Genomic DNA, 22,623 nt, shown 5'->3' with positions numbered 1-22,623 from the left:
CAAAAGATTAAATTTTTCCTCCAATTTTGTATCAGATCATCCAATTCACAAATTTTTGATTTGTTATTTCAGCCTATGGTTGAAACACCCGCATCCCCCGTGCTATACTGGAATCAGGAACAGGTGGTAATAGATTCGGCGTGAAAATGCGGGAGAACGGTTATGATGCAGAACAGGCTGATCCAGCAAAAGCTCTTCTATAACGACGATGCCCCTTTTAAGGCGGCCGTCACACAGTCCCCGGTCGCCAGCACCTTCCACAGTTGTGACATTGCACAGGAGAATTACCCTGGAAGGTATCTGAGCAAGGTGAACTGGGAGAAATCCGATCTGGATCGGCTGCTGCACGCCCCAGATCATGCTGCGCTCGGAGAAAGCTGGAGCGCTCCCCTGCCCGAACAATATGAATTCCATGTACACGACCACTGCCAGATCGTGCAAAATGTCTCGGGCAGAATCGCCTATATCATAAACGGGAAGGCGGTCGTCCTCTCAGAAAAGGACATTCTGCTGATCAACTCCAACATCCCGCATACTTGGATGGCGGAGGACAAAACGGTTTGCACCAGTATCGCCTACTATCCGCACATGCTGCTGCTGAACAATTACTGCACGCAGTTTCTTCCCTATCTGAAGGTGCTGTACAGCCACTCCTTCCCCTCCCTGTATATACCGGCCTCTGATTACTACTGGCAAAGCATGCAGTCGGTGCTCAAAGATATTCTTGACATCTATGAAAAGCAGGATAAAGGATACGACGCGTTCATTCACAACCGGGCAGTGGACCTCTCTCTGCTGTTCGTCCAAAAACTGTTCCGTGAAGGTCGTATGGAAATATTTTCAAATTCAGGCACAACCCTTCTGCATGCCGTGGACTATATCAGAGAACATTTTACAGAGGATATCGGCGTACATGACGTCGCCGTACACATTGGATTGAACAGCAACTATTTTTCGCACTATTTCAAATGCAGGCTGGGCATGTCCTGCAAAAGATACATCAACATCCAGCGGATTGAAAAATCCGCAGCCCTTTTGGTGAATTCGGACCAGAGCATCCTCCAAATTGTCTATGACTGCGGGTTTAACAGCGTCTCCGCCTTCTATAACGCATTTGTCAGCTATTACGCAATGTCTCCGGCAAAATACCGCCGCCTTTTCATCAATCCGAAAAGACTGTAAACAAGATTGGAAAGAGAACCGTGAAACCATCCGGTTTCGCGGTTCTCTTTTTGACGGAACAAACAGGAAAATGCAGGATACGCTTTGACTTTCCAATACCGATGCCGCATAATGAACATGACACTACTGCCGGGCGCAGACAGGAGGATAACCCATGCCGAACATTTTTCTGGTCGAGGACGACCGGGCGATCGCAAAAAACCTGACGCTTTTGCTCCGCTCGGAGGGCTTTTCGGTCATCCACGCTCCCACGCGTGAGGAAGCCCTCACCGCGCTCTCCGGGGACCCGTTCGACCTGGCGCTCATCGATATTTCCCTGCCCGACGGGAACGGTTTCACGGTTTACACGGAGATCAAGGCGGCGCGGGAGATCCCCGTCATCTTTCTGACGGCCTCCGGGGATGAGGCGAGCGTGGTCACCGGGCTGAACATGGGCGCGGACGACTATATCACCAAGCCGTTCCGCCCGCGCGAACTGGTCGCGCGGATCAAAACGGCCCTGCGGAAAACCGGGCGCTCCCCCGCCGCGTTCAATGTGTGCGGGCTCCGGGTCGACCCGTCCAGCGGCGTCGTGAAAAAAGAGGGTCGGGAAATTTTCCTATCCGCGCTGGAATACCGCCTGCTGCTGGTGTTTGTCAACAACCCCCAAAGCATCCTCACGCGGGACCGCCTGCTGGACGAGCTGTGGGACGCCGCCGGCGAGTTCGTCAACGATAACACCCTGACCGTCTACATCAAGCGCCTGCGCGAAAAGATCGAGGACGACCCCGCCAACCCGCGGATCATCCTGACCGTCCGCGGGACGGGATACCGCCTGGGAGGCAGCCATGTTTCGGAATAGGGAGGTTCGGCGGTTCGCTGTTTTGTTTGCCGCGGTCGCCGTGACGGCCGCCGTGATCGGCTTTCTTATCCGCCCGGCGGCCGGAATCCTCTCCCTCCTCTCTTCCGCGGTCTTTGGAGCGGCGTTCTACGCGTTTACCCGCGCCCGCTATCAAAAAATCGCGGAGGTCTCAGAGCAGATCGATCTCGTGCTCCACCATGCCGACCGGATCTTCATCGGCGGATTGGACGAGGGCGAGCTGTCGATCCTGCAAAGCGAGGTCACGAAAATGACGCTGCGGCTCCGGGAGCAGAACGACGCGCTGAAGCAGGAGAAGGCGCACCTTGCCGATTCGCTGGCGGACATCGCCCACCAGCTCCGTACCCCGCTCACATCCGTGAACCTGGTGCTCTCCCTGTTGGCGAACCAGCCGGACGCGGGCGAACGCAAGGCGCTGCTGCGGGAAGCGGAGGAGCTGCTTACACAGATGGACTGGCTGCTCACCTCCCTGCTCAAACTGTCCCGGCTGGACGCGGGCATCGTGGTTTTTCAAAGCGAACAGGTCGACGTGGCTAGCCTTGTCGACGCCGCGCTCCGTCCGCTCCAAATCCCCATGGAGCTGCATGACGTCTCCCTGCGGGTCGACGCGCCGGAAGGGATCGAAATTGGGGGCGACGCCGGGTGGCTTTCGGAAGCGCTCCGGAACATCCTCAAAAACTGCATGGAAAGCGCGGGCGACCACGGGAAGATCGAGGTCGTCTGCGAGGATAACCCCCTGTATGCCGGAATCGTCATCCACGACAGCGGCGCGGGCTTCGAGCGGGAGGAGCTGCCCCGCCTCTTCGACAGGTTTTACCGCGGGAAAGGCACAAACGCCGCGGGCTGCGGGATCGGGCTGGCCCTCTGCAAGACGATCATCACGCGGCAGGGCGGGACGGTGACCGCCGGGAACCATCCGCAGGGGGGCGCGGTCTTTTCGATCCGTTTTCCAAAGTGACGGATCTCTCACCCGAAAGTCACCGGGATGTCAGCCAAATGTTCTATGATATGGGTAAGCCATGGGAAAGGAGGCTCCCATCATGGAGCTTTTAAGGATCGAAGACCTGTGCAAGGTCTACGGAAAGGACGTGAACCGCGTCGTTGCGCTTGATCACGTTTCGCTGACCGTTGAAAAGGGGGAGTTCGCCGCCATCATCGGCCCCTCCGGCTCGGGCAAATCCACGCTGCTCCACATCGTCGGCGGCGTGGACGTGCCCACCGGCGGCAAGGTCTATCTGGACGGGCAGGACGTCTACGCCCAGAACAACGAAAAACTGGCGGTCTTCCGCAGGCGGCAGGTCGGGCTGATCTACCAGTTCCACAATCTCATCCCCACCCTGAACGTGGTGGAGAACATCACCCTGCCGATCCTGATGGACCGGCGCCGGGTCAACGGGGAACGTCTGGAGGACCTGCTGCGCCTGCTCGGCCTGCAGGACCGCAGGTCCCACCTGCCCAACCAGCTTTCCGGCGGGCAGCAGCAGCGCGTCGCCATCGGGCGCGCCCTGATGAACGCCCCGGCGGTCATGCTGGCCGACGAACCCACGGGCAGTCTGGACAGCCGGAACGGGCATGAGATCGTCAAGCTGCTGAAGGAGAGCAACCGGAAGTACGGGCAGACCCTGCTCCTCGTCACGCATGACGAAAACATCGCCCTGCAGGCGGACCGCATCATCGGCATATCGGACGGCAGGGTCGTGAGAGACGAGCGGGTGCGGCCATGAATATCTTGCATAAAGTGGCCCTCCAGGGGCTGAAAAAGAACCGCACGCGCACGGCCGTCACCATCATCGGCGTGATCCTGTCCGCCGCCATGATTACGGCCGTCTCCACCTTCGGCGTCTCCCTGCTGGACTATATGGCAAAGGGCGCGGCCCAGAGATACGGCGGCTGGCATTTGGCGTTTCTGGACGCCGACCCCTCCTTTGCGCGGGAACGGACGCTCGACCGGGACGTTCTGGAGACCGTGTCCTTTGAAAACATCGGTTACGCGGCGCTGGAAGGCGGCAAAAACCCAAACAGGCCGTACCTTTTCATCGCCGGTTTCAACGCGGAGACCTTCGACGCCCTGCCCTTGACCCTGCTGTCCGGCAGGCTTCCCGAAAACAGCGGGGAGGTCCTCGTTTCAGGGAATGCCTCGACGGACGGCGGCGTCTCCTGCGCGCCGGGCGACACGCTCTCCCTCGCGGTGGGAAGCCGCGTGCGGGACGGCGCGGCGCTCGGACAGGGCGACCCGTACGAGGCAGGGATGGAAACGCTTCTGCCGCGGGGCGAAAAGACCTACACGGTGGTCGGTATCTGCGGGACGCCCGCCTTTGAACCGGATTCCGCGCCGGGGTACACCCTAATCACGCGGACGGACGCGGCGGAAGGCGCGGACAGCTCCGCCCTCTTCGTCAAGCTGAAGAATCCGCGCCGGGTGCACGCCTACCTGCGCGGCGCGGCGGACGGCCGTCCGTACATCCTGAACCACCATGTCCTGCGCATGATGGGCCTCTCAAACGACCCAGGCGACAGAATCTTCAACGCCTTGCTCTTTTCGTTCGGGTGCATCGTGGTCGTGATCATCATGGTCGGCTCGATCTTTCTCATTTACAATGCCTTCAGCATCTCCCTGAACGAGCGCACCCGGCAGATCGGGATCCTCGCCTCCGTGGGCGCCACGTCGAAACAGCTGCGGAATTCGGTGCTCTTCGAGGGGCTCTGCATCGGCGCGGTCGGCATCCCGGCCGGCGTTCTTGTGGGGCTCGGCGGGATCGGGCTTGTGATCTCCTCCGCCTCCCGTCAGTTCGGGGATATCTTCCACACCGAGATTCCCCTGACTATGCATGTGTCCGCCCTCGCGATTGCCGGCGCGGCAGCGGTCAGCCTCGTCACGATCCTGATTTCGGCCTATATCCCGGCCAGGAAGGCCTCTAACACGCCGGTGATGGAGTGCATCCGCCAGACGAACGAAGTCAAAATGGAATCCCGGGCGGTGAAAACGTCGAGGCTGGCGGAGCGTGTCTGCGGTTTGGAGGGCACCCTTGCGCTGAAGAATTTCAAGCGGAACAAAAAGCGGTACCGCAGCATCGTGATGTCGCTCATCCTGAGCGTCGTGCTGTTTATCTCAACGAGCGCCCTTGTCGCCGACTTGAAGCGGATGTCGGAAGACGCGAAAGTGGTCACCGACTACGACGTGGGCTTCGGCGCGCAGGAGCTGGACGACGGAGAATTGCTGCGGCTCTATGACAGCCTCGAAACCGCCGGGGGCGTCACCCGGAGCACCTGCCAGTCGGTGGTGGAATACGCCTGTACCGTCCCGGCCGGCATCCTCTCGGACGATTACCGGGAATATGCGGGGGTGGATCCCGCGGGGGAACCGGTGAAGCTGCCGATGGAGCTCCAATTCCTCGACGACGACGCCTACCTGGAAATCATCCGCGGGCTGGGCCTGCCGGCCGAAGAATACGCAGGGGAAAACGCCAGGCTCATCGCCGTCGCGAAGATGCAGGACCGACGTGCGGAATCCTTAAGCCAGCTTCGCGGCCTGTTCGCCGCTCCCGCCGCGGACGTAACCATCATTCCCCTGTCGGGCGGGACGCCGAAGACGGAGCTCGGGCGGGAGGTAAGCCTTACCTTTGTGGAATTCGTTCCTCCGGATACGCCCCCGGTGATGGGGGCCTCCCCGCAGCAGCCGTATGTTTTCCAAGTGATGGCCCCCTGGTCGCTCAAGGAGGCGTTCATTCCCTCCGGCGGCCCGGTGGACGTCAGGGTCAAGGGCCTGACCTTTCAATCGGAAAACCCGTCCCGGTCGGCGGCTGAAATGAAGGAGATCATCCGGGCGGAGGGGTTGACGGTCCCCTATCTGCTGCTCAACGCCTCCGAAATGCTCGAGGAAAACCGGAGCTACATCTTCGTCGCCAACATGTTCGCCTATACGTTCATCATCATGATCTCGCTGATCGCGGTCGCCAATGTGTTCAACACGATTTCCACGAACATCAAGCTGCGCAGGCGGGAGCTCGCCATGCTCCGCTCCGTGGGGATGTCCGACCGGGATTTCAACAGAATGATGCGGTTTGAGTGCGTGTTCTACGGCGCGAAGGCCCTGCTTTTCGGGCTTCCCCTGGCGGCGGTGTCCTCCTGGCTCATCCACAAGGTGATGGTCGTGGACCGCGTGAAGTTTACGCTGCCGTGGACGAGCATCGGGATCAGCGTGTTCAGCGTGCTGCTGGTCATATTCGTAACGATGGCTTATGCCGTCGGCAAAATCAAAAAGGAAAACATCATCGACGCGCTCCGGGACGACATAACCTAAACGGATGCGAAAATCGGGGGACGGCTTCTGCCGTCCCCCCGGTTTAATCTTCCGCCCCGAAAAATGGGCCGAACACTACACAAAAGTCCGCAACGAAACCGTTGCGGACTTTTGTGGAATTGTAAGAAGCACCGGGATATCGGTTCTTTTTTCCATATGGATCACCTGACCTGCTCCTGAAATCGTTTGTCCGGAGCGGGACGCTCGAATGGATATGCGACTGCGCCGCCCCATTTCGCGTCCTTTCCGCGTCCGATTTTTCACCTCCATCATAACCCAACCCCGTTGGCATTGCGACGGGAAACCCGTGGCAGAAGTGTGTCAGCCCTTTACCATTTTCCCGGAATGCTTTATGATAAGAGCATCGGTATTTAAAGGGGTGCTTTTTATACCGCAGACCATCTCCCTTGCGGATGACGAAAAAAAGATCCGCGACCTGATTGAAACCTTCCTTACGGAGGAGGGTTTTGCGGTCAGGACATTCCCGGACGGGGCCGCCCTGCAGGCTGCCTGCCGGCAGTCGATGCCCGATTTGGTGATCCTCGACATCATGATGCCCGGCGTAGACGGGTTGAGCCTCTGTTCCCAACTGCGCCAGGGCGAAGCCGTTTTTGCCGCTCGAACTGGTGGCGCGGGTACGCGCTGCTGCGAAGGGCAAAGAAAGCGCCGTCCGCTGCCGGCCCTCTCCAGGAGCTTCACTTCGGGCCGCTCTGTCTCTCGCCCGCGTTCCGCACCTCCACGCTCTGTGGTGAGCCGCTGCCGCTGATGGAATCTAGCTTCGATAAGAGCCCGGATGACGATCTTTCGGAGCAGGCCGCCGTTTTTCTGCGAAGCGTCAGCCCATTGGTAAAGAAAATAGGCGGCAGCGCCAACATTCTGGTTTTTCAATCCCGGATGCGGGTGGTCTATGCCGCGACGAACAGGAGCGCGAAGTGCTCACGCCGCTCTCCAACGCCTGTGCCCAATACATCCGGTCCAGCGCTTCCCTTAGCAGGCGAGGCGGTTCCACTGGAAACGGCGGATGGCGGCGACTACCTGGTCTGCTTCTATGGAGTACCGAGCGGGTCCATGCTGGTAAAATATCTGATCACCTACTGCCCGATTTCCGAGATCGGCGGCTGGGTCCGGGATGCGTCGGTCCTGGTGCTCGTCATTTCCTCGCTCTTTGCCCTGCTGGCCCTTGCGGCGCTTTGGATCACCGCCCGCGGCATTACACGGCCGCTTCAGCGGCTTTGCCGGGAGTCCGAGCGGATCGGAGGCGGCGGTTTTGAGGAGATTGCGCAGTCTTTCCCGCTGTTGGAATTGGAGGAGTTGCGGCTCGCCATGAACCGGATGGTGCAAAAGCTGAAATTGTCGGACGAGGCCCAGCGAGACTTCTTCCAGAACGTATCTCATGACCTGCGCACCCCTTTAATGTCCATCGGCGGATATGCGCAGAGGATCGAACGCGGACTTTTCCGCAGCCCTGGCGAGGCCGCCCACACCATCCTCGAGGAGAGCGCCCGTCTCACCGACAGGGTCAACAGCCTGTTGACCCTGTCGCGCCTTGAAAGCGGGCAAAACGGTGCGCTCGGCCCTGTGCGGATTGCCGGCCCGGTGGAGGACTGCCTCGACCGGGTGAACGGCCTCGCGATTGAGGAGGGGATTACGCTTTCCTTGCCTTCCTTTGACCACAGCCTTTATGTGGAGGGTGAATACGAGCTGGTCTGCAAGGTGCTGGAAAATCTGCTGACCAACGCAATCCGCTACGCGAAAAAGACAGTGACCATGTCGGTGACCGCTAAAAAGGGCCTGATCTCCATTACGGTATCCGATGACGGCGAAGGTATTTCCGAAAAGGATTTGCCGCATCTGTTTGACCGCTGCTACAAGGGGAAGGGCGGCAACTTTGGCATTGGGCTGACCATCGCGCGTTCCGCCGCGCAGAATATGGGCGGGGAGCTCAGGGCGGCGAACCTTCCGGCCGGCGGCGCCGTTTTCACCTTGGTTTTGAACGCCGCCAAACGGGATGAGCATGGCTGGCCGCAGTAAATACCGCGTTTTTGGGGCGCCGGATGTTTGGTAAATGGCTACCGCAGAATGGCCACAGTTATGCCGTCGTTTTTCCAGGGGCGGCTCCTGTATGATAAAAACATCATAAAAGGAGGCTACCCGCAATGAAGAAGAAACGGATTTCCTACCTGTTGGCAGCGTGTATGACCATATGCCTGTTTTTCTCAGTTGCACTGACAGCATGCGCATCGTATGAAAAAAGCGCGTTGATCGAAAAGGAACAACCGGAACTCACAGAAGAAACGAAACAACTGATTTCGCTGTATCAGAAAAGCCCGACAGAAGAAAATTATCTGAATCTGCGGGACGTTGTCATCAAAAATTACAACGCTGTTCTCGCGAGAAAAGAAGAAAAGCTGTCCGAACTGCGGGGCGAGGCCGCGGGCAAGCCGGGCGGTGAGAAAATCATCTCTGAAATGGAAGAAATCGTCCGGATATGAGGACGTGGGATTCCGTGTGATCCAGGTGCTGCATGGCAAAGAACCGGAACAAAAGGTGGAGCTTGCAACCCTGGCGGCGCCTGTTGTAACGGCAGCAGCCGTATCCTCTGGCGCGATCGAGCTCTCCTGGCAGCCGGTGGATGGAGCGAACGAGTACCAGATTTTTGAATATGTGAAAGACACGGGATTGCTTCGCATGCTGGAACGGGTACATCGGCCACGGTGGTAACCCCTCAGTCCACCATAAACTGCGCGGCGGTCCTGACAGAACGCAACGCCGATATCCAAGTTACGGAATATGAAGGGGCGGCGCACACAGAGGTTCCTGAGAAGGCGTATCTGGAAGACGGCTTGATCAACTGGCTGATTAACGGGTTAAACAGATGCTGTTTATGCAGGATATGGCTTGCATAGCGGAAACATGGAATGGGCTTAGGAGTCATCAGAATCAGGCATAGCAATACAGGGCGCCGATCCCCCAAGCTGGTACCTTGGGGGGCGGCGCCCTGCTTTATCCGCTCAAAATAGGTTCGGCAAAGAGCTGCCGGACGAAGGCCAGCACGGTCTACAACATCTCGATTTCCAGATCCTCGGGCCGGATATAAATATCCCCGGCGGTGTGATAGCTTTGACAGTCGGGCGGGCTCTGCTTGCAGAACAGCCAGTCGATCGGATTGCGGATCGTCTCATCGTTTGCACCTGCCGACCGCCCATGGAGAAAGCTGGAGCGCAGGACGGTGGGGCTGAAAAGAGGGTGCGCGGTATCCGCGTCGGCTTCCAGGTGCAGGTGGGGAGCCATCTTCAACAACCCGGTGTTGCCATAGCGGCCAATCTGCGTGTCCTTGTTGACAGCATTCCCTTTTTTCACAAGGATACGCTCCAGATGGAAATACCGCAGGACGAGATCGACGCTCCCGCCGTCACGCCCCTGCGCTTGGGGATACACAACGGCGACGACGTTTCCCACCACCGAATCCGTCCCGGTATCCAAAACCGTCCCCTCCCCCGAGGCGTAGACGGTCCGCTCCCCTCGGCTGCTCACCAGGTCCACGCCATAGTGGACGAAATGGAATCTGTCCAGATATGCCTGCGTCTTCATGCTCGCGGTGAGCAGCGCCTGATTGATCGGCAGAATCAATTTCTGGCTCAAAGCGTCCCCTCGCTTTCCGGGATGGGCTCTTTAGGTGCAAGGGCCTCCAACGCGTCAGAATAGAGGTTGGGATCCAGCTCGCGGTATGGGGAGGCGTTATCCGCCGGCGTGAGTTCGAGAAACCAGCCTAAAATCTGCGGTCCGGGGATGCGGATATAGAAATAGTTGGCCGAACTGCCAAAATAGGCCGATTCGCTCTGGCTCCTGCTGGAATTGGATGAGTTATGGCGGAAACCAAAGATGCCGCCCCCGCTGGCCTCGTGGTTTTCCATATACTGCCGGCTGGACTCGGATTCCTCCTTGCTCGATTGGATCCGGATGGTGACGTCCTTGGCGACCACAAAGCCGGTGGGGAAAGCGGGCAGCACATAATCGAGCTGCTTGTTCGCGCCGTCCACCACGGCGTCATAAGTGACCAGCGATCGCAGACGGCTGGCCACATTCTGCCCCGAGGCGCTTATCGCGCGGATCTGATCCTTGGTCAGGCCGCTGCTAACCCGGATGTCCGCCAGACGGAAATAATGATCGCTGAGCTTAAAGAGGGTGGGATTAAACCAGCCTCCCCGGTCAAATGTAACTTTCTTAATCCGAAAACCAATCTCAAGTTTTTTGTTCATGTCCAGTTTTTTCTGGTGTTCCTCCGCGCTCTGCTGGGAGTGCGAAGCGCTGGCGGACCAGAACCAGCCGCCCACGCTCCAGCTGCTCTGGCTGGCGCTGGAGGAGCTGCCGCCGCTGGAAAAACTGCCCGTCTCGTCGCTCTTAATGACGACGTCCATGAAGTTCTCGTCCGCCGCCCCATCTGTCGCCGTCATCAGGGATGCGTCCGGCACCTGGTCGCCCTGCCTGTCGGCTTCGGAAATGGTGCCGGTGACCAGCGGGGCGAGAAAGTCCAGATCCGCCTGGACGTTTTGGATCTGCTCCTCAAGCCGCATCTTTTGCAGGCGCAGGTCCTTGACCTTGGATTCCGAGTAGGCCATGCGGGCGTCGTTGAGCTGCTTCATGTCCTGCTGGATCTTTTCCTGCGCCTGACAGGATTTGAGGACCCCGTTCACCACCTCCCCGGCAATCCCTTCGATAAGCCCGTAAATGCGGCTCTCGGTGGGGCTCAGGTTTCCCTCGCCCGCCTTTTGGATCTGTTCGATCACTGTCCGGGCCTTGGAGATTGGATCCACCGCTTCCTTGTAGACGCTGACGACCGCTTTGATTGCTGAGACCGCCCCCTCGCCGTACTGGGCGATCAGCTGCTGCTGGGATTCGGAAAGCCGATGCTCGCAGGTTCTGATCTCGTTTTGTAACCGTTCCTGTTCCTCCGGAGGCACCTCAACGACAGTTTGTTCGCCCAGCTGCTCTTTAAGGCTGCGCAGGTGCTTCTGCTTGGCGCGGTAATCCGCGACGAGGCTGTCGGTGGCCATGGTCAGGTCCTTGGGACTCAGGTTGGGACGCAACGCCCTGAACCAGTCGCTGGGCTGAAACTGTACCGGATAAACGTCCGTGGATCCGTCCAGAGAGCGGCGCAGGCTGGAGCGCATCTTCTGTTTTGTGCTTTCCAGCGCTTCAGAAGGCGATGAGACATTGAGGAAGCCCAGAATGGTAAGCACCTCGTGGTAGTGCCCGCGCACCACGGCGTCGTTGTAAAAGTTGCTGACGATCTCCTCCTGGACCAGCCCCTCGGAGGAAAGCCACCGCGCGTAGCCATCCAAATCGTCCCGCGCTTTGTACTCCTCATAGGTTTGATTCTTGACGCTGTACCACTCGTTGCGCCGCTCGAGGAACTCGTCGTAGAGTTCTCTGGCCATCGCCATGCGGGAGAGGGTTTTGCGCTCGCCGCGCACCTCGTCCTCCACGGGGGTCATCAGCCATTCGCGCAGGTTCTTCTGGTCGTGGACGAAGCTCCTCAGCGCTTCCAGCCGCGGCACATAGTTGTTGATCACCGTGTTGAAAACGGTGGAGAGGCGTTCCCCGTTCGGCCCCTGCACCACGGGCGAGACGTCGAAGAGCTGGTCGCTGAGCAGAAATTCCGCCTCCTGCACCGGGTAGGGCTTTGTCAGGGTGCTGTAGCAGTCGTCGGTGTTGTATTCGTAGGTGTGGGCGTTGAGCGGGCGGGCCGGGAATTCCATGACAAAGAGCTGGTTCCCCGCCCCCAGCAGCCTGTTGACGTTGTCGTAGATGACGTTCATGACATCGGCGGACGAATTCTCCTGCAGCGACTGCAGGATGCTTTTTTCAGCCATATTTACGCTCCTTTCAACAGGGGGAGGACAACATCGGTTCGATGATACTTTGGATATAGTCGAATGCGCTTTCGGCATTCTTATAATTCTGGAGCTGACTGCCGCCGGTTCCCGCCGCCTGCTTTTTTATGTAGTCTTCCAAATTGGTTACGCTGATTGGAGTGGTCACTTCTGTAATTCCTGATTCTTCGCGGATTTTTTCCCACAGGCGGAGCAGCGGAAGGATCTTGTTCCAAGAGAATTCCGCGCCCTGTGTCGTCCAATACAAAACACTTCTGAGCAGTGAGAAGCGCGCGGCCTCGCTGACGGTGAAAACCGCAAGCGCTTTGCATTTCTTATCTGCGTGCTCCCCGTTTTTAATCAAGTTGTTAATGGCGTCTATCAAGTTAATCATGGTAATTTTCACTTCAGTGTCCACGGGGATTATACTGTATGATATCGCCGCATTTTTGCTTACGACATAGAGGGTCTTGGGGTCAATCTCCAGGCTGACGGATAATTTATCGCTCTTGAGCTGCACCTCGAAAGTCCCAGTCTGCGTTTTCGCCATGTTCATCAGATCGTCCCACTGTTTGCAGAAGTCTTCTTTTGAGACTTCTTTATCTTTTACCACTGTATCTAGGCAAATCACGACCATACTCAAAGAATGCCTCCTTATCTCATTTCCGGTGGGCCCATCGGTACCTTTATCGTAATTTGGTCTCCATGTTTTGTCAATTATGAACTTATTTGTCAAATTGTTTCCAAAAAATATGAACTTTGTCAATAAATTGACACCATTTTAAAACCTCGTTAAATTAAAAGAACCCGGAGTGGAAGGCCCCGGGTGAAACGAGAAAAGGAGACGAATTTGATGAGAGACATGCTGACGAATTTTGCACTTCTGATGGAATTGGCCCGTGTGGATCCGGAGAAGCTCAGCCGCGCGCTGGAAACAGACCCCTCGCTCATTTCTCGCTGGCGCACCGGTTCACGCAGGCCAAACGCCCGTTGGCGGCGCAAGCTGGCGGACTATTTTCTCGACGCGTGCGGTAATGAAGTCCGGACGCTGCTGGCCGAGGCCGTTCCGCTGGGCCTGGCACAGGGTATCCCGCCGCTGCAGCTCTTGGAGCAGTGGCTCGGAGAAACGGGCGGATCGTGGGAGCACCGGGAGGAACTGCTTTTTTTGTGCCGGAGCGGGCGCTTACGTAGGAAAAACCAAGCGCGTCCCCAGCACCTTTTGGGTGCGGGAATGCGCTCTGGGGACGCGGTGGTGCGCAATCTTTTGGGGGAGTTCCTTGACTATGCGCTCACGCAGACGGGTTCTGGACGGATCCTGTTTGCCTGCCCAGAAGGGCTGGAGCTATTTACGAGGGACGAGGGCTACAACCTCCCCTTGCAGGAACAGCTGCGCCAGGTACTGGAACGCGGCAAGCAACTGCAAGTTGTGCTGCGCACCGACTACCGGCCCAGCGACGTTGCGTCTGCCTGCGGCCCGTGGCTGTGGGCGCATCTGATGGGATACATCCAGAGCTATTATTACGACGACTTTCGCCTGCTGGAGCATGAAAAAATCCTGATCGGCCTGCGCGGTAGGCTCATGATCCAGGTGCGGGTGGAGGATAACGGCCCAACGGCCATCATCCGCACCGACCCCGCCGGCGTGGCCGAGGTGGAAGCACACTTTGACGCCTGCTTAAAACGTTCCAGGCAGCGTTTTCGCTACAATTTTTTCTCCGAGCCGCAAGACTTCCTGCGCGGCGCGGTGTACAACCGGGAAAAACCGATGTACCTGATTCAAGCGCTTCCGGATCTGGGGATTCGGTGGGAAACCGTCGCTTTGCGGCTGGAACCGTGCGAACTGGCGCTGCTGCAGCGCCAGTTTGGGCTTTTAACGATCTCTCTATGGGAAATAGACAAGGAGGCTGAGGTTCGCCATATCTTCTGCGCGGAGAGCATTGACGAGACTTTGGACAATGCGCGGCACCTCTGCCGGCCCTTGAGCGCCGTCTGCAAAAGGCGGATCTACCTGGATACGCAGGAGCTGGTGGATCAATTGGCAGCGATCCGACGCGCGCTGGAACAGCGTCCCCAATACAAGGTCTGTTTTATCCCGCGGGAATGGTTCGTCCGTATCAGGATGGAGATCGTGGTATGGGGGAACGAGGCCGCCGTCGCCTGGATTGCCGCCCGGCAATCCGCAGCCTGCCGGGATTATCCAAACGTCGCCGCCCTGCACGGATTCTGCGCGACCGTATGGGAAAAGATCCCGCCGTCGCACCGTACCCGACGGGCGGCGGAGAAGCGGCTCGATCGTTGGCTTGAACGTGCGCGAAGATTTGGTTTCCGTATCGGCCTTTGATGTGCATCAAGGCGATTGCAGTACAAGACCTCTATCCCGCGATTTAGGTTGGCCTTTGCCTTAAGCAGCACGGAACACCTCATCAGAAATAACGGCTTTATGGATGCCGGCATACAGATGCCGCCCCATGAAGCCATTATTTTTGATTTACAAAGCGCTGGTACCGGCTGTTTCCAATCTTGCATCAAACCTGATGCTGCTGCATGCCATTTCCCTAAATCATCGTTTATTACTTGCCACAAATTGCGAAAGTTGCACCCACAAGAAACGGGGTTTCCAGTTTCGAAACTGGAAACCCCGTAATCCCATTTTGTTGCCCACTTTGATGCCTACGCATCCAAATTGGGCTAATGAAAGAGGATCGGACTCTCGACCTTACGGATGCGAACCGTACGCTCTCCCGAGTGGTCCGCAAAGCGGGCCCTTTTATGAACATACCGTGCTGCTGTAACGTACGGAACAACACAAAGGCTGTAGATACCGCCCGCGCATTCCTACGCCAGTATCGTGACATTCGGTTCGGGCTTCTACATGCCGTCCTTGCGGTGCAGAGCGGGCATCCCGTCGCTGATGCACTGTCGCTTTCGACTGGCTGGATAAATTGAATCGCCATCTCGGCAAAGGTGACGCTATTTTCCTGCTCCGCCGTTTCAAGCCTGTTTGACTCAAATTATTTTTGCTTTCTTTTATTATTCGTCCAAAGCTGAATCGCCCCTATGAGCTGGTCCACGTCGATTGGCTTCGAGATGTGGTCGTTCATGCCGGCGCTGTGCGCCCTGCCCACATCGGCGGCGAAGGCGTTGGCCGTCAGGGCTAAGATGGGGATGGCGCGCGCGTCCTCACGCTCCAGGCGCCGGATGGCTTCTGACGCCTGATAGCCGTCCATCACCGGCATTTGGATATCCATCAGGATGCAGGCGTACTCCCCGGGAGCGGATGCCTGGAACCTTTCCACCGCGATTTGCCCGTTTTCAGCCGTGTCGGCCAAGAGGCCGTGCATCGCCAGCAGCTCCACCGCAATCTCACGGTTGAGCTCGTTATCCTCCACCAGCAGCAGCTTTTTGCCCTCCATGCGGGGGCGGCATTTCCCGGCGGGGGCGGCCTGGACGCCCAGGCGGTCCTGGCGGCAGAATTTGTGGAAGGTATGTATCATTTTGGATTTGAACAGCGGCTTTGTAATAAAGGCGTCGGCGCCCGCAAGCCGGAACTTCTCCTCTATCTCCGAGTAATCATAGGCGGAAATGATGACGATGGGCACATCCGGGCCTACCTTCTGCCGAATGAGCCGGAGCGTCTCCAGCCCGTCCATGCCGGGCATCATCCAGTCCAGTATCACGGCGAAAAAGTCATCCGCCGCCTCATGGGCCGCGACCACCCGGCTGACGGCCTCCCGGCCGGACAGCACCCAGCTGCTGCGCATGCCCAGTTCATTGAGTATTTCGCAGGCGCTTTCACAGATGATCGGATCATCGTCCGCCATCAGGACCGGCAGCCCGGAAAGCGCTGCGGTATCCGCCGTCTCCTCCTCACACAAATCGAAGGAGATGGTGACGATAAACTCGCTGCCCTCCCCCGGCTTGCTCTTGACCTCGATGGTGCCGTTCATCATGCGCACGATGTTCTGCGTGATCGCCATGCCCAGGCCCGTGCCTTGGATATCGCTGGTTTTCACGTCGTCCGCCCGTGAAAAGGGTTCAAAAAGATGCGGGATAAAGTCCCGGGACATCCCGATGCCGGAATCGGTCACACTGAAGGAATACTGCCCCTTGCCCTTGGCAAAGGATGGCATCTCCTGGATTCGCAAGCCCACCGTCCCGCCATCGGGGGTATACTTGACGGCGTTGGACAGCAGGTTCACCAGGACCTGCTGCAAGCGCCCGCCGTCGGTCACCACCTTCTCATGTCGGACCCGTTCGGCGTTGACCTGGAGCGTCTGGCGCTTCTCCGTGGCCAGGGGCCGGAACACCTCCATCACATCCTCGATCAAATCGGCGAGGGAAACCGCCTCAGGCTCCAGGTCGATTTTCCCGCTCTCAATTTTGGACATGTCCAAAACCTCATTGATGAGGTTTAACAGGTGACGGCTGGCGATGTTGATTTTCCCCAGGCAGTCCCGCATCTTTTCCGGGGAGTGCAGGTTGGCCTGCGCTATGACCGACATGCCGATGATGGCGTTCATGGGGGTGCGGATATCGTGGGACATGGAGGCTAGGAAATTCGTCTTGGCGTCGTTGGCGACGCGGGCCGCCTGGCAGGCGGCCTCCAACGCCTGCCGCTGGCGGGATTGCTCCTGCCGCTCGGTGGTCATGTCCAGGCCCACGCTGTAATAGGAGGGGACACCGTCCCAGCTATCCTCCGCGCTGACATACCGGAAGGTGACGGACACAATCTTGGTCACCCCCGCGCGGGTGACAATCCGCCGCTCCACCGCTGTGGCCTCGCCGGTTTCCCGGGACTGGCGCATGACTTCCTCGGCATAATCGATGTCATCTGGATGCACATAGGTGCATTTGGATTGCAGTTCCTGCTCAAACTGCTCTTTTGTATAGCCGATGATGTCCAGGTATTCGCCGCCGTACCAGAGGATTGTCCGCAGATCCCGGGCGTCCACCCGCGCAAACCCGCCGTGGACGCTGTTGAGCAGCGCGTCCCGCTCCTGATCCTTTTTCGCCAGCTTATATTCGGCGCTGAAGCTGTCATGGGACAATTCCAGCCGCGCCCGATGGCCCTCCCAGTTGATCTCCAGGTCCTTGATGATAAAGGTGCGCTCCAGGTTCGGGTTGTAGAATTCCCAGGTGTAAAACGTCTCGCTGCACAATTTGCCGTTGGTGCAGAACGGGCAGGGGGAAGTACGCCCTTGGATCATTTCATAACATTTGCGCCCCACCAGCTGGTGGGCCTGGGCTCCCAGCACCTTGCAGGAGGTTTGGTTCACATACAAAAGCTCATAGGTTTCCATGTCGCTCACATAGGCGTTGCCCTCATAGATGTCCAATACCGAACGAAAACAATGCCGCTGCTGCCGGTACAGCCGGGCCTGCTCCTCTGTCTGCGCCACCAGATCGTCAACGCCGGTGAACTCAGCCTGGAGCACCTGCGCCCCCATCGTCTCCTCATTTGCTATCGTCCCCAAAAGCCGCGCATGGCAAAAGCCGCCTCCCCGCTGGGGCAGACGGACGGTCAAAGACATGCCGGGGCCGCTGTGCGCGGCCTGCAACGCCGCCCGGCGGATTTTTGCAAATTCGCCGGGCAGCGGCTCATATAGCTGCTTTAAGCTGCCAAAGCCCTCCCCCGCGGATGCCGCCATACAAAAAAAGCTGGAGTTTCCCCATAAAATCGTCAGGGGGTCATCCAGCAGGCAGCGGATTACGCCGGCCTTCAAAGATTCAATTCCCGCGGGGCAGCCCGTGGGCGCGCCTTTTGTGCTTCTCGCCCTTTTATCCACTTTTCTAACCACCTATTTGGGAGCAACGCCCGTTTGAGCCATTGTGTTCACATACCGTTTTATTCTGTTTTGCTATCAGTATAGCAAAAAAAACCGGCAATCGCAATGGGTTTTGGAGATTTCGGACGCCGCGCCCCCGCGTGGCCAGAGCAATGGGCAGCTACCCTTTCAATAGGACCTTGAAGGCCGAACCAGCCCCCGGCCGACTTTGCACCTGGATTTCCCCGCCATGGCGCTCCACAATCAGTTGGACCACGGCCAGCCCCAAGCCGGAACCGGGGATCTGCTGGGAGCGGGAGGGGTCGGCCCGGTAAAAAGGCTCAAAGATGTGGGGCAGCGCGTTTGCCGGGATACCCGGGCCGTCGTCTTTCACCGTGACGCTGACTTCGCGTCCCTCCCGCCCCAGCGTCACGGTGACCGCCCCGCCGGGGTGGTTGTACTTGACGGCGTTCTCAATCAAGTTGGCGAACGCCCGGTATAGGAGGTCGGCATCCCCCCGCACCGGCGGCGCCTGGCCGCCGACGGACAGCGTTACCCCGCATTCCTCCGCCCTGCCGGAAAGCTCCCGCACCGCCAGATCCAGCACCGGGCGCAATTCCACCGTCTCGTCCATCGGCACCTCCTTTGGGTTCGCCAGGGACAGGAGCCCGTCCACCGTCTTGATGATGCGCTCCAGGCTCTCACCGGTGTCCGCCATGAATTCCCGGTAGTCCGCTTCCGACGGGTGGGGGGCCATCTCCAGCACCTGAAGGGCGGATTTTATGACGGCAAGCGGGGTCTTTAGCTCATGGGCCGCGCTGGCGGCAAATCGCTTCTGGATGAGGAAAGACTCCTCCAACCGCCCCAGCATCCCGTTGAAGGATCGGGTGAGGGCCAGCACCTCCCCCTGGGCGCCCGCTTCTGGGACACGCCGATCCAGGTGCCGGCCATCGATTACCCCCGCGGACGCCGTCAGGTTTTTGAGCGGACGCAGCACCTGCCCCGTGGCCAGATAGGTGGAACCCACGGCCAACAGCGCTATCAGCGCCATGGCCAAAAGGGATTGGGCGGAAAACTTTTGGGATGCCTCCCGATAGAATTCAATCGGGGAGGCCAGCGCGTCGTCCGGCCCCGCGCCCTCCTCCCAGGCGGGATCCACCTCCACCAGACCGGACTCGAGCAGCGCGGCATAGTCCCCGTAATAGGCGCGCGCGGCGAACAGGGAGTTGGTGGTCAGCAGTAGACAGGCCGAAAGCAGGATGGCGGCCACAATGGCTGTCAAACGGGCCTGCAAGGTCCATGTTTTCAAGATGAAGCCTCCTCCGGGTTTTGGATGCGGTAGCCTTGGCCCCGCTGGGTGATGATATAGTCTCTGGCCCCCGCCTCGTCCAGCTTTTTGCGCAGCGAGTGGATGTGGAAGCGGAAGGCATTGGAAAAGGGGTCGGCCTCGCTGTCCCAGGCGTGCTCGATCAGCTCTTCCGCGCCGATCACCCGCCTGGCGTTTGTCAGCAGGTATTCCAGCAGCGCGTACTCCTTGCGGGTCAGTTCCACCGGCGATTGGCCGCACCAGACTCGCCGGGACGCCGTGTCCACCCGCAGGCGCCCGCAGCGCAGTTGGGGATCGGCGGTGGTGAAGCTCCGGCGCAGCAGCCCACGGATGCGGGCCTCCAATTCCTTGAACTCGAAGGGCTTGGTCAGGTAGTCGTTGCTCCCCCCATCCAAGCCGCTGATTTTGTCCTCCAGCGTGTCCCGGGCGGAGAGGATGAGGATGCGAAAGTCGGCGTCCTGTTCCCGGATGCGCTGCAACACCTCCATGCCGTCCAATTTGGGCAGGTTCAAATCCAGAATCATCAGGTCATAGTCGTTTAGGCTGTAAAGTTCCAGAGCCTCCTCGCCGTCAAAGGCGCAGTCCACCGCGTACCCCAGCAGGCGCAGTCCCTTGGCGATATTCTTCGACAGCAGGGCTTCATCCTCCACCAAAAGCAGTTTCATGGCTCCACTCCCTTTTTCCAGCGCACTGGACTTTTCCAGGCTTGTCAATGGCGGAGGCGCTTCCAACGCCTCCGCCAATTAGTATTACCAGATCACGATGCGATCCTCAGGGGCGACATACATCCCGTCGCCCGGCTGGATGCCGTAGGTGTCGAAAAACTCCTGGAAGTTGGAGAGCACCCGGTTGGTGCGCAGGATATTGGGGGCGTGCACATCCGACTGGGCCAGCCCGGCCAGCGTCTCATAGCTGCCCGCGCGCAGCCATTGGCGGGCGAAGCTGCGGAAGAAGGCGTCGTAGTCGGGGTTTTCCATGGTGGAGAGAACCTCCAGGCCGCAGGCAACGCCGCCGATGTCAGAAATGTTCTCGCTCAGGGTCTCCTTGCCATTGGCGGGGATGCCGGGGGCGGCCTCATAACCGTCGTAGAAATGCTCCGCCTTTTTGCACAGCGTTTGGAAGTGGGTGTAATCGCTGTCCGCCCACCAGTTGCGCACGGTGCCGGTGGCGTCGTACTGGGCGCCGCCATCGTCAAACATATGGGTAATCTCGTGGGCGATGGTGCTGCCGATGGCCCCCAGGTTGGCCTCAAAGGAGGCATTCTTATCATAGAAAGGAGCTTGGAGGATGCCCGCGGGGAAAATGAGGGTGTTGGTGTTCCGGCTGGCTGCGGCGTTGACGGTGAAGGCCGCCATAGGGAAACGCCGGGGATTCACCGGCTCGTCCAGGCCCTGAACGGCTTTCTGCCACTTGTCCGCCTCAGAGGCGGACACATTGGCAAAGTAGCTGCCGCCGTCGGCAACGCTCTTGATATCGGCATTGTTAAAATCCCACTGGTCGGGGTAGCCGATCAGGACCGTGATGTTGTCCAGCTTCTTCATGGCCTCCTGCTTAGTGGATTCCTCCATCCAATCCAGCCGGCTGATGCGGGTCTTAAAGGCTTCAATCATCATCCGCACCATCTTCTCCACCTCGGCCTTGGACTCGGCGGGGAAGTAGCGCTCCACGTAAAGCTGGCCCAGTTCCTCAGAGAGGAAGGACTGCACAGCCTCGTTGGCGGCCTCCTCGGGGGCGCCTGTTTCATAACCAAACTTCTCCGCCAGCTCCTGGCTCAGGTACCGGCTGAAGCCGGAAATCAGGGCGCTCTTCTGCATCGCCTTGAATAGCTCCAGGTTCTCTTCGGTAAACCATGTGGCGTAGGCTGCGAACTGCTTGTCGTCGAAGACCTGCATCCGGGCGTCGGCCTTGAGTCCGATGGCGACAAGCAGCTCGGAGGGCTTGGCCTGGGGCATCAGCTCGTCCAGAGACGTGGGGGTGTAGCGGTTGGACTGGCTCTGGAGGCTGCCCATCTCCTCGGCGCTGGAGGCGTTTTCCGCCAGGGCCTTCTCCATACGGAGGATGCCGTCAGCCAGCCGTTCCGCCTCGGGCCGGCCTTCGCCTGCCGCCATGAGCTGGGAGATCATGCCCTCCCGGTATTCCTTCACCATCCCGTTTTCCGGGTCGGCATAGTCCCCGGGAGTAAACATGGGGTACATGGTCATGAGCTGCATGACCTTTTTGCTGCTGTCCTGGGTGTCGGTGACGGCCACCATGGGGAAAATGCCGTTGCCGAAGTTGCCCAGTTCCTTGACCGCCAGGGCGATGGCCGCGTTGAGCTCAGAGAAATTTTGGGCCGCGTCTACTGCGTCCAGATACTTCCGCAGGGGCTCTACGCCCGCGGCGTTGCGTTCCTCCAGCGCCAGAACACTCTGGTAGAGGTCCCGGATTTTCTGCCGGGCACTGCCCTGGGGGTAGTCCTCGCCGCTGTGGACGATCTCCAGAATCAGGTCGTGGAGCTGCTTGTCGGTGTTGGCCACCACGGTGCTGGAGCCGCCCATGGTGGAACCGTCGCCAGGGAGCTCCAGAGCGTCCAGCTCACCCTTGTTGACGGCGGCGTAGAAGTTGTCCTTGAGATTGGTGCCGAAGACCTGGAAAAACCGCTGGGCCACGATTTCCGCGTCCTTGCGGGTTACGAGTGCGTTCATCTTGTCATTGCCGTCCTCGCCGGAGGAAGCGTCTTTGGTGTCGGCGAGCTTGGCGGGGTCGCTCTCCATATTGTCCGTCATGTCGGTCTCCGGGGCAGGCATCCCCTCGCCATCGGAGGTAGGAGCGTCCTGGTCCGTGGTCTCGGGCGCAGTCTCCAGCTCGGGCAGGCCCAGGTCGGAGGCGGCCAGCACGCCCCCATTGGACAGGTTACGCAGCGCACTCCAGGCCCACTCGGGCGCGTCGGTCAGATCGACGGGGGGCGGTGCGGTGTTTTTACCGTTGCCTGTGGGAGCGGGCAACTGGCCGAACGCCCGGCTGGCTATGACAAACATCTGGAGCCAGGTGGCCTGCTCCGCCTCGTCAAAGCCCTCCAGCACCCCGACGCGATCGGCGCCGGGATGGTAGTCGTCCGCGGCCTGGATGAAATAGTCGGCAAGCGCGCCAACGGTCATCGGCTTTGTGACGGTCTCGATGGGAGTGGGCGTGGTGCTGGAGGTGTTTTTATTGGGGGATGGACCCATGCATGCGGTCAGCGCCAGGAGCAAACTAAGCGACGCCGCCATCAGTTTCGCATAAAGAGTTGTCTTCATAAAAAAATCCTTTCCACTTCCGCAATGCCTTGGCAGCGCGGG

Annotated in this window: 17 protein-coding genes; 10 read left to right on the top strand and 7 right to left on the bottom strand. The window is 59.0% G+C overall.

The annotated features are described in order from the left end of the window. Nucleotides 1–165 precede the first annotated feature (165 nt). The 9 genes from RCI06_RS03015 (at nucleotide 166) to RCI06_RS02975 (ending at nucleotide 9,062) form a co-directional block, all read left to right on the top strand. On the top strand, nucleotides 166–1,182 hold the full coding sequence (locus RCI06_RS03015; RefSeq protein ID WP_306574117.1) for an AraC family transcriptional regulator: 1,017 nt from the start codon (nucleotides 166–168) through the stop codon (nucleotides 1,180–1,182). Between the two features lie 154 nt (nucleotides 1,183–1,336). After that, nucleotides 1,337–2,023: a response regulator transcription factor gene (locus RCI06_RS03010; protein ID WP_306574115.1), complete on the top strand. Its 687-nt coding sequence runs from the start codon at nucleotides 1,337–1,339 to the stop codon at nucleotides 2,021–2,023. After that, the gene (locus tag RCI06_RS03005) at nucleotides 2,010–2,999 is read left to right on the top strand and encodes a sensor histidine kinase KdpD (RefSeq protein WP_306574113.1); all 990 of its coding nucleotides are present in this window, start codon (nucleotides 2,010–2,012) and stop codon (nucleotides 2,997–2,999) included. The genes RCI06_RS03010 and RCI06_RS03005 overlap by 14 nt, the downstream gene beginning before the upstream one ends. An 82-nt stretch (nucleotides 3,000–3,081) precedes the next feature. After that, nucleotides 3,082–3,765 carry an ABC transporter ATP-binding protein gene (locus tag RCI06_RS03000; protein WP_306574112.1) on the top strand — a complete coding sequence of 228 codons (684 nt, stop codon included), beginning with the start codon at nucleotides 3,082–3,084 and terminating at the stop codon, nucleotides 3,763–3,765. Continuing rightward, nucleotides 3,762–6,341: an ABC transporter permease gene (locus RCI06_RS02995; protein WP_306574110.1), complete on the top strand. Its 2,580-nt coding sequence runs from the start codon at nucleotides 3,762–3,764 to the stop codon at nucleotides 6,339–6,341. Before RCI06_RS03000 ends, RCI06_RS02995 begins: the two co-directional genes overlap by 4 nt. Before the next feature lie 208 nt (nucleotides 6,342–6,549). Continuing rightward, complete coding sequence (locus tag RCI06_RS02990) at nucleotides 6,550–7,107, top strand: response regulator (RefSeq protein ID WP_101551055.1); 558 nt, start codon at nucleotides 6,550–6,552, stop codon at nucleotides 7,105–7,107. Continuing rightward, complete coding sequence (locus tag RCI06_RS02985) at nucleotides 7,107–8,372, top strand: cell wall metabolism sensor histidine kinase WalK (RefSeq protein WP_306574107.1); 1,266 nt, start codon at nucleotides 7,107–7,109, stop codon at nucleotides 8,370–8,372. Before RCI06_RS02990 ends, RCI06_RS02985 begins: the two co-directional genes overlap by 1 nt. A 125-nt stretch (nucleotides 8,373–8,497) precedes the next feature. Continuing rightward, nucleotides 8,498–8,833, top strand: coding sequence for a hypothetical protein (locus tag RCI06_RS02980; RefSeq protein ID WP_276871171.1), 336 nt, complete (start codon nucleotides 8,498–8,500; stop codon nucleotides 8,831–8,833). 16 nt (nucleotides 8,834–8,849) lie between these two features. Further along, nucleotides 8,850–9,062, top strand: a complete 213-nt coding sequence (locus tag RCI06_RS02975; protein ID WP_276871173.1) for a hypothetical protein — start codon at nucleotides 8,850–8,852, stop codon at nucleotides 9,060–9,062. 336 nt (nucleotides 9,063–9,398) lie between these two features. Here RCI06_RS02975 and RCI06_RS02970 read toward each other — a convergent pair whose 3' ends face one another. Genes RCI06_RS02970 through RCI06_RS02960 form a run of 3 tightly spaced genes read right to left on the bottom strand, consistent with a single transcriptional unit; the run spans nucleotide 9,399 to nucleotide 12,857 of the window. Further along, a complete protein-coding gene (locus RCI06_RS02970; RefSeq protein ID WP_306574105.1) occupies nucleotides 9,399–9,983 on the bottom strand; it encodes a M23 family metallopeptidase in 585 nt (194 codons plus the stop codon). Further along, entirely contained in the window at nucleotides 9,980–12,214 is a 2,235-nt protein-coding gene (locus RCI06_RS02965; RefSeq protein ID WP_306574103.1) for a hypothetical protein, read from the bottom strand. Before RCI06_RS02965 ends, RCI06_RS02970 begins: the two co-directional genes overlap by 4 nt. A 13-nt stretch (nucleotides 12,215–12,227) precedes the next feature. Then, nucleotides 12,228–12,857: a hypothetical protein gene (locus RCI06_RS02960; protein WP_276871183.1), complete on the bottom strand. Its 630-nt coding sequence runs from the start codon at nucleotides 12,855–12,857 to the stop codon at nucleotides 12,228–12,230. A gap of 210 nt (nucleotides 12,858–13,067) precedes the next feature. On the opposite strand from RCI06_RS02960, the gene RCI06_RS02955 reads away from it, so the two are divergent. Beyond that, complete coding sequence (locus RCI06_RS02955) at nucleotides 13,068–14,555, top strand: hypothetical protein (RefSeq protein WP_306574100.1); 1,488 nt, start codon at nucleotides 13,068–13,070, stop codon at nucleotides 14,553–14,555. A 670-nt stretch (nucleotides 14,556–15,225) separates the two neighbouring features. Here the strand turns inward: RCI06_RS02955 and RCI06_RS02950 are convergent. From RCI06_RS02950 to RCI06_RS02935, 4 genes are all read right to left on the bottom strand, one after another. Further along, nucleotides 15,226–17,745 (bottom strand): hybrid sensor histidine kinase/response regulator, encoded by a 2,520-nt coding sequence (locus tag RCI06_RS02950; protein WP_306574098.1) that lies wholly within the window; start codon nucleotides 17,743–17,745, stop codon nucleotides 15,226–15,228. A 415-nt stretch (nucleotides 17,746–18,160) separates the two neighbouring features. Further along, nucleotides 18,161–19,261 (bottom strand): cell wall metabolism sensor histidine kinase WalK, encoded by a 1,101-nt coding sequence (locus RCI06_RS02945; protein ID WP_306574096.1) that lies wholly within the window; start codon nucleotides 19,259–19,261, stop codon nucleotides 18,161–18,163. Between the two features lie 23 nt (nucleotides 19,262–19,284). Continuing rightward, nucleotides 19,285–19,971: a response regulator transcription factor gene (locus tag RCI06_RS02940; RefSeq protein WP_306574094.1), complete on the bottom strand. Its 687-nt coding sequence runs from the start codon at nucleotides 19,969–19,971 to the stop codon at nucleotides 19,285–19,287. A gap of 84 nt (nucleotides 19,972–20,055) precedes the next feature. After that, the gene (locus tag RCI06_RS02935) at nucleotides 20,056–22,581 is read right to left on the bottom strand and encodes a M13-type metalloendopeptidase (RefSeq protein ID WP_306574093.1); all 2,526 of its coding nucleotides are present in this window, start codon (nucleotides 22,579–22,581) and stop codon (nucleotides 20,056–20,058) included. Between the last annotated feature and the right edge of the window lie 42 nt (nucleotides 22,582–22,623).

This window comes from Anaerotruncus massiliensis (ex Togo et al. 2026) (genome assembly GCF_030825285.1).
GTDB classification, from domain to species: domain Bacteria; phylum Bacillota; class Clostridia; order Oscillospirales; family Ruminococcaceae; genus Anaerotruncus; species Anaerotruncus massiliensis.
The sequence above is the reverse complement of the archived record's forward strand: the minus strand, read 5'-3'. Positions and strand labels throughout refer to the sequence as shown.

Excerpts from the sequence above, each read along its gene's own strand:
- RCI06_RS03015 (WP_306574117.1), top strand. The coding sequence starts at position 166 with ATGCAGAACAGGCTGATCCAGCAAAAGCTCTTCTATAACGACGATGCC.
- RCI06_RS02995 (WP_306574110.1), top strand. The coding sequence starts at position 3,762 with ATGAATATCTTGCATAAAGTGGCCCTCCAGGGGCTGAAAAAGAACCGC.
- RCI06_RS02980 (WP_276871171.1), top strand. The coding sequence starts at position 8,498 with ATGAAGAAGAAACGGATTTCCTACCTGTTGGCAGCGTGTATGACCATA.
- RCI06_RS02990 (WP_101551055.1), top strand. The coding sequence starts at position 6,550 with ATGGATATGCGACTGCGCCGCCCCATTTCGCGTCCTTTCCGCGTCCGA.
- RCI06_RS03005 (WP_306574113.1), top strand. The coding sequence starts at position 2,010 with ATGTTTCGGAATAGGGAGGTTCGGCGGTTCGCTGTTTTGTTTGCCGCG.
- RCI06_RS03000 (WP_306574112.1), top strand. The coding sequence starts at position 3,082 with ATGGAGCTTTTAAGGATCGAAGACCTGTGCAAGGTCTACGGAAAGGAC.
- RCI06_RS02965 (WP_306574103.1), bottom strand. The coding sequence starts at position 12,214 with ATGGCTGAAAAAAGCATCCTGCAGTCGCTGCAGGAGAATTCGTCCGCC.
- RCI06_RS02950 (WP_306574098.1), bottom strand. The coding sequence starts at position 17,745 with ATGTCTTTGACCGTCCGTCTGCCCCAGCGGGGAGGCGGCTTTTGCCAT.
- RCI06_RS02935 (WP_306574093.1), bottom strand. The coding sequence starts at position 22,581 with ATGAAGACAACTCTTTATGCGAAACTGATGGCGGCGTCGCTTAGTTTG.
- RCI06_RS02985 (WP_306574107.1), top strand. The coding sequence starts at position 7,107 with ATGGAATCTAGCTTCGATAAGAGCCCGGATGACGATCTTTCGGAGCAG.
- RCI06_RS02940 (WP_306574094.1), bottom strand. The coding sequence starts at position 19,971 with ATGAAACTGCTTTTGGTGGAGGATGAAGCCCTGCTGTCGAAGAATATC.
- RCI06_RS03010 (WP_306574115.1), top strand. The coding sequence starts at position 1,337 with ATGCCGAACATTTTTCTGGTCGAGGACGACCGGGCGATCGCAAAAAAC.
- RCI06_RS02955 (WP_306574100.1), top strand. The coding sequence starts at position 13,068 with ATGAGAGACATGCTGACGAATTTTGCACTTCTGATGGAATTGGCCCGT.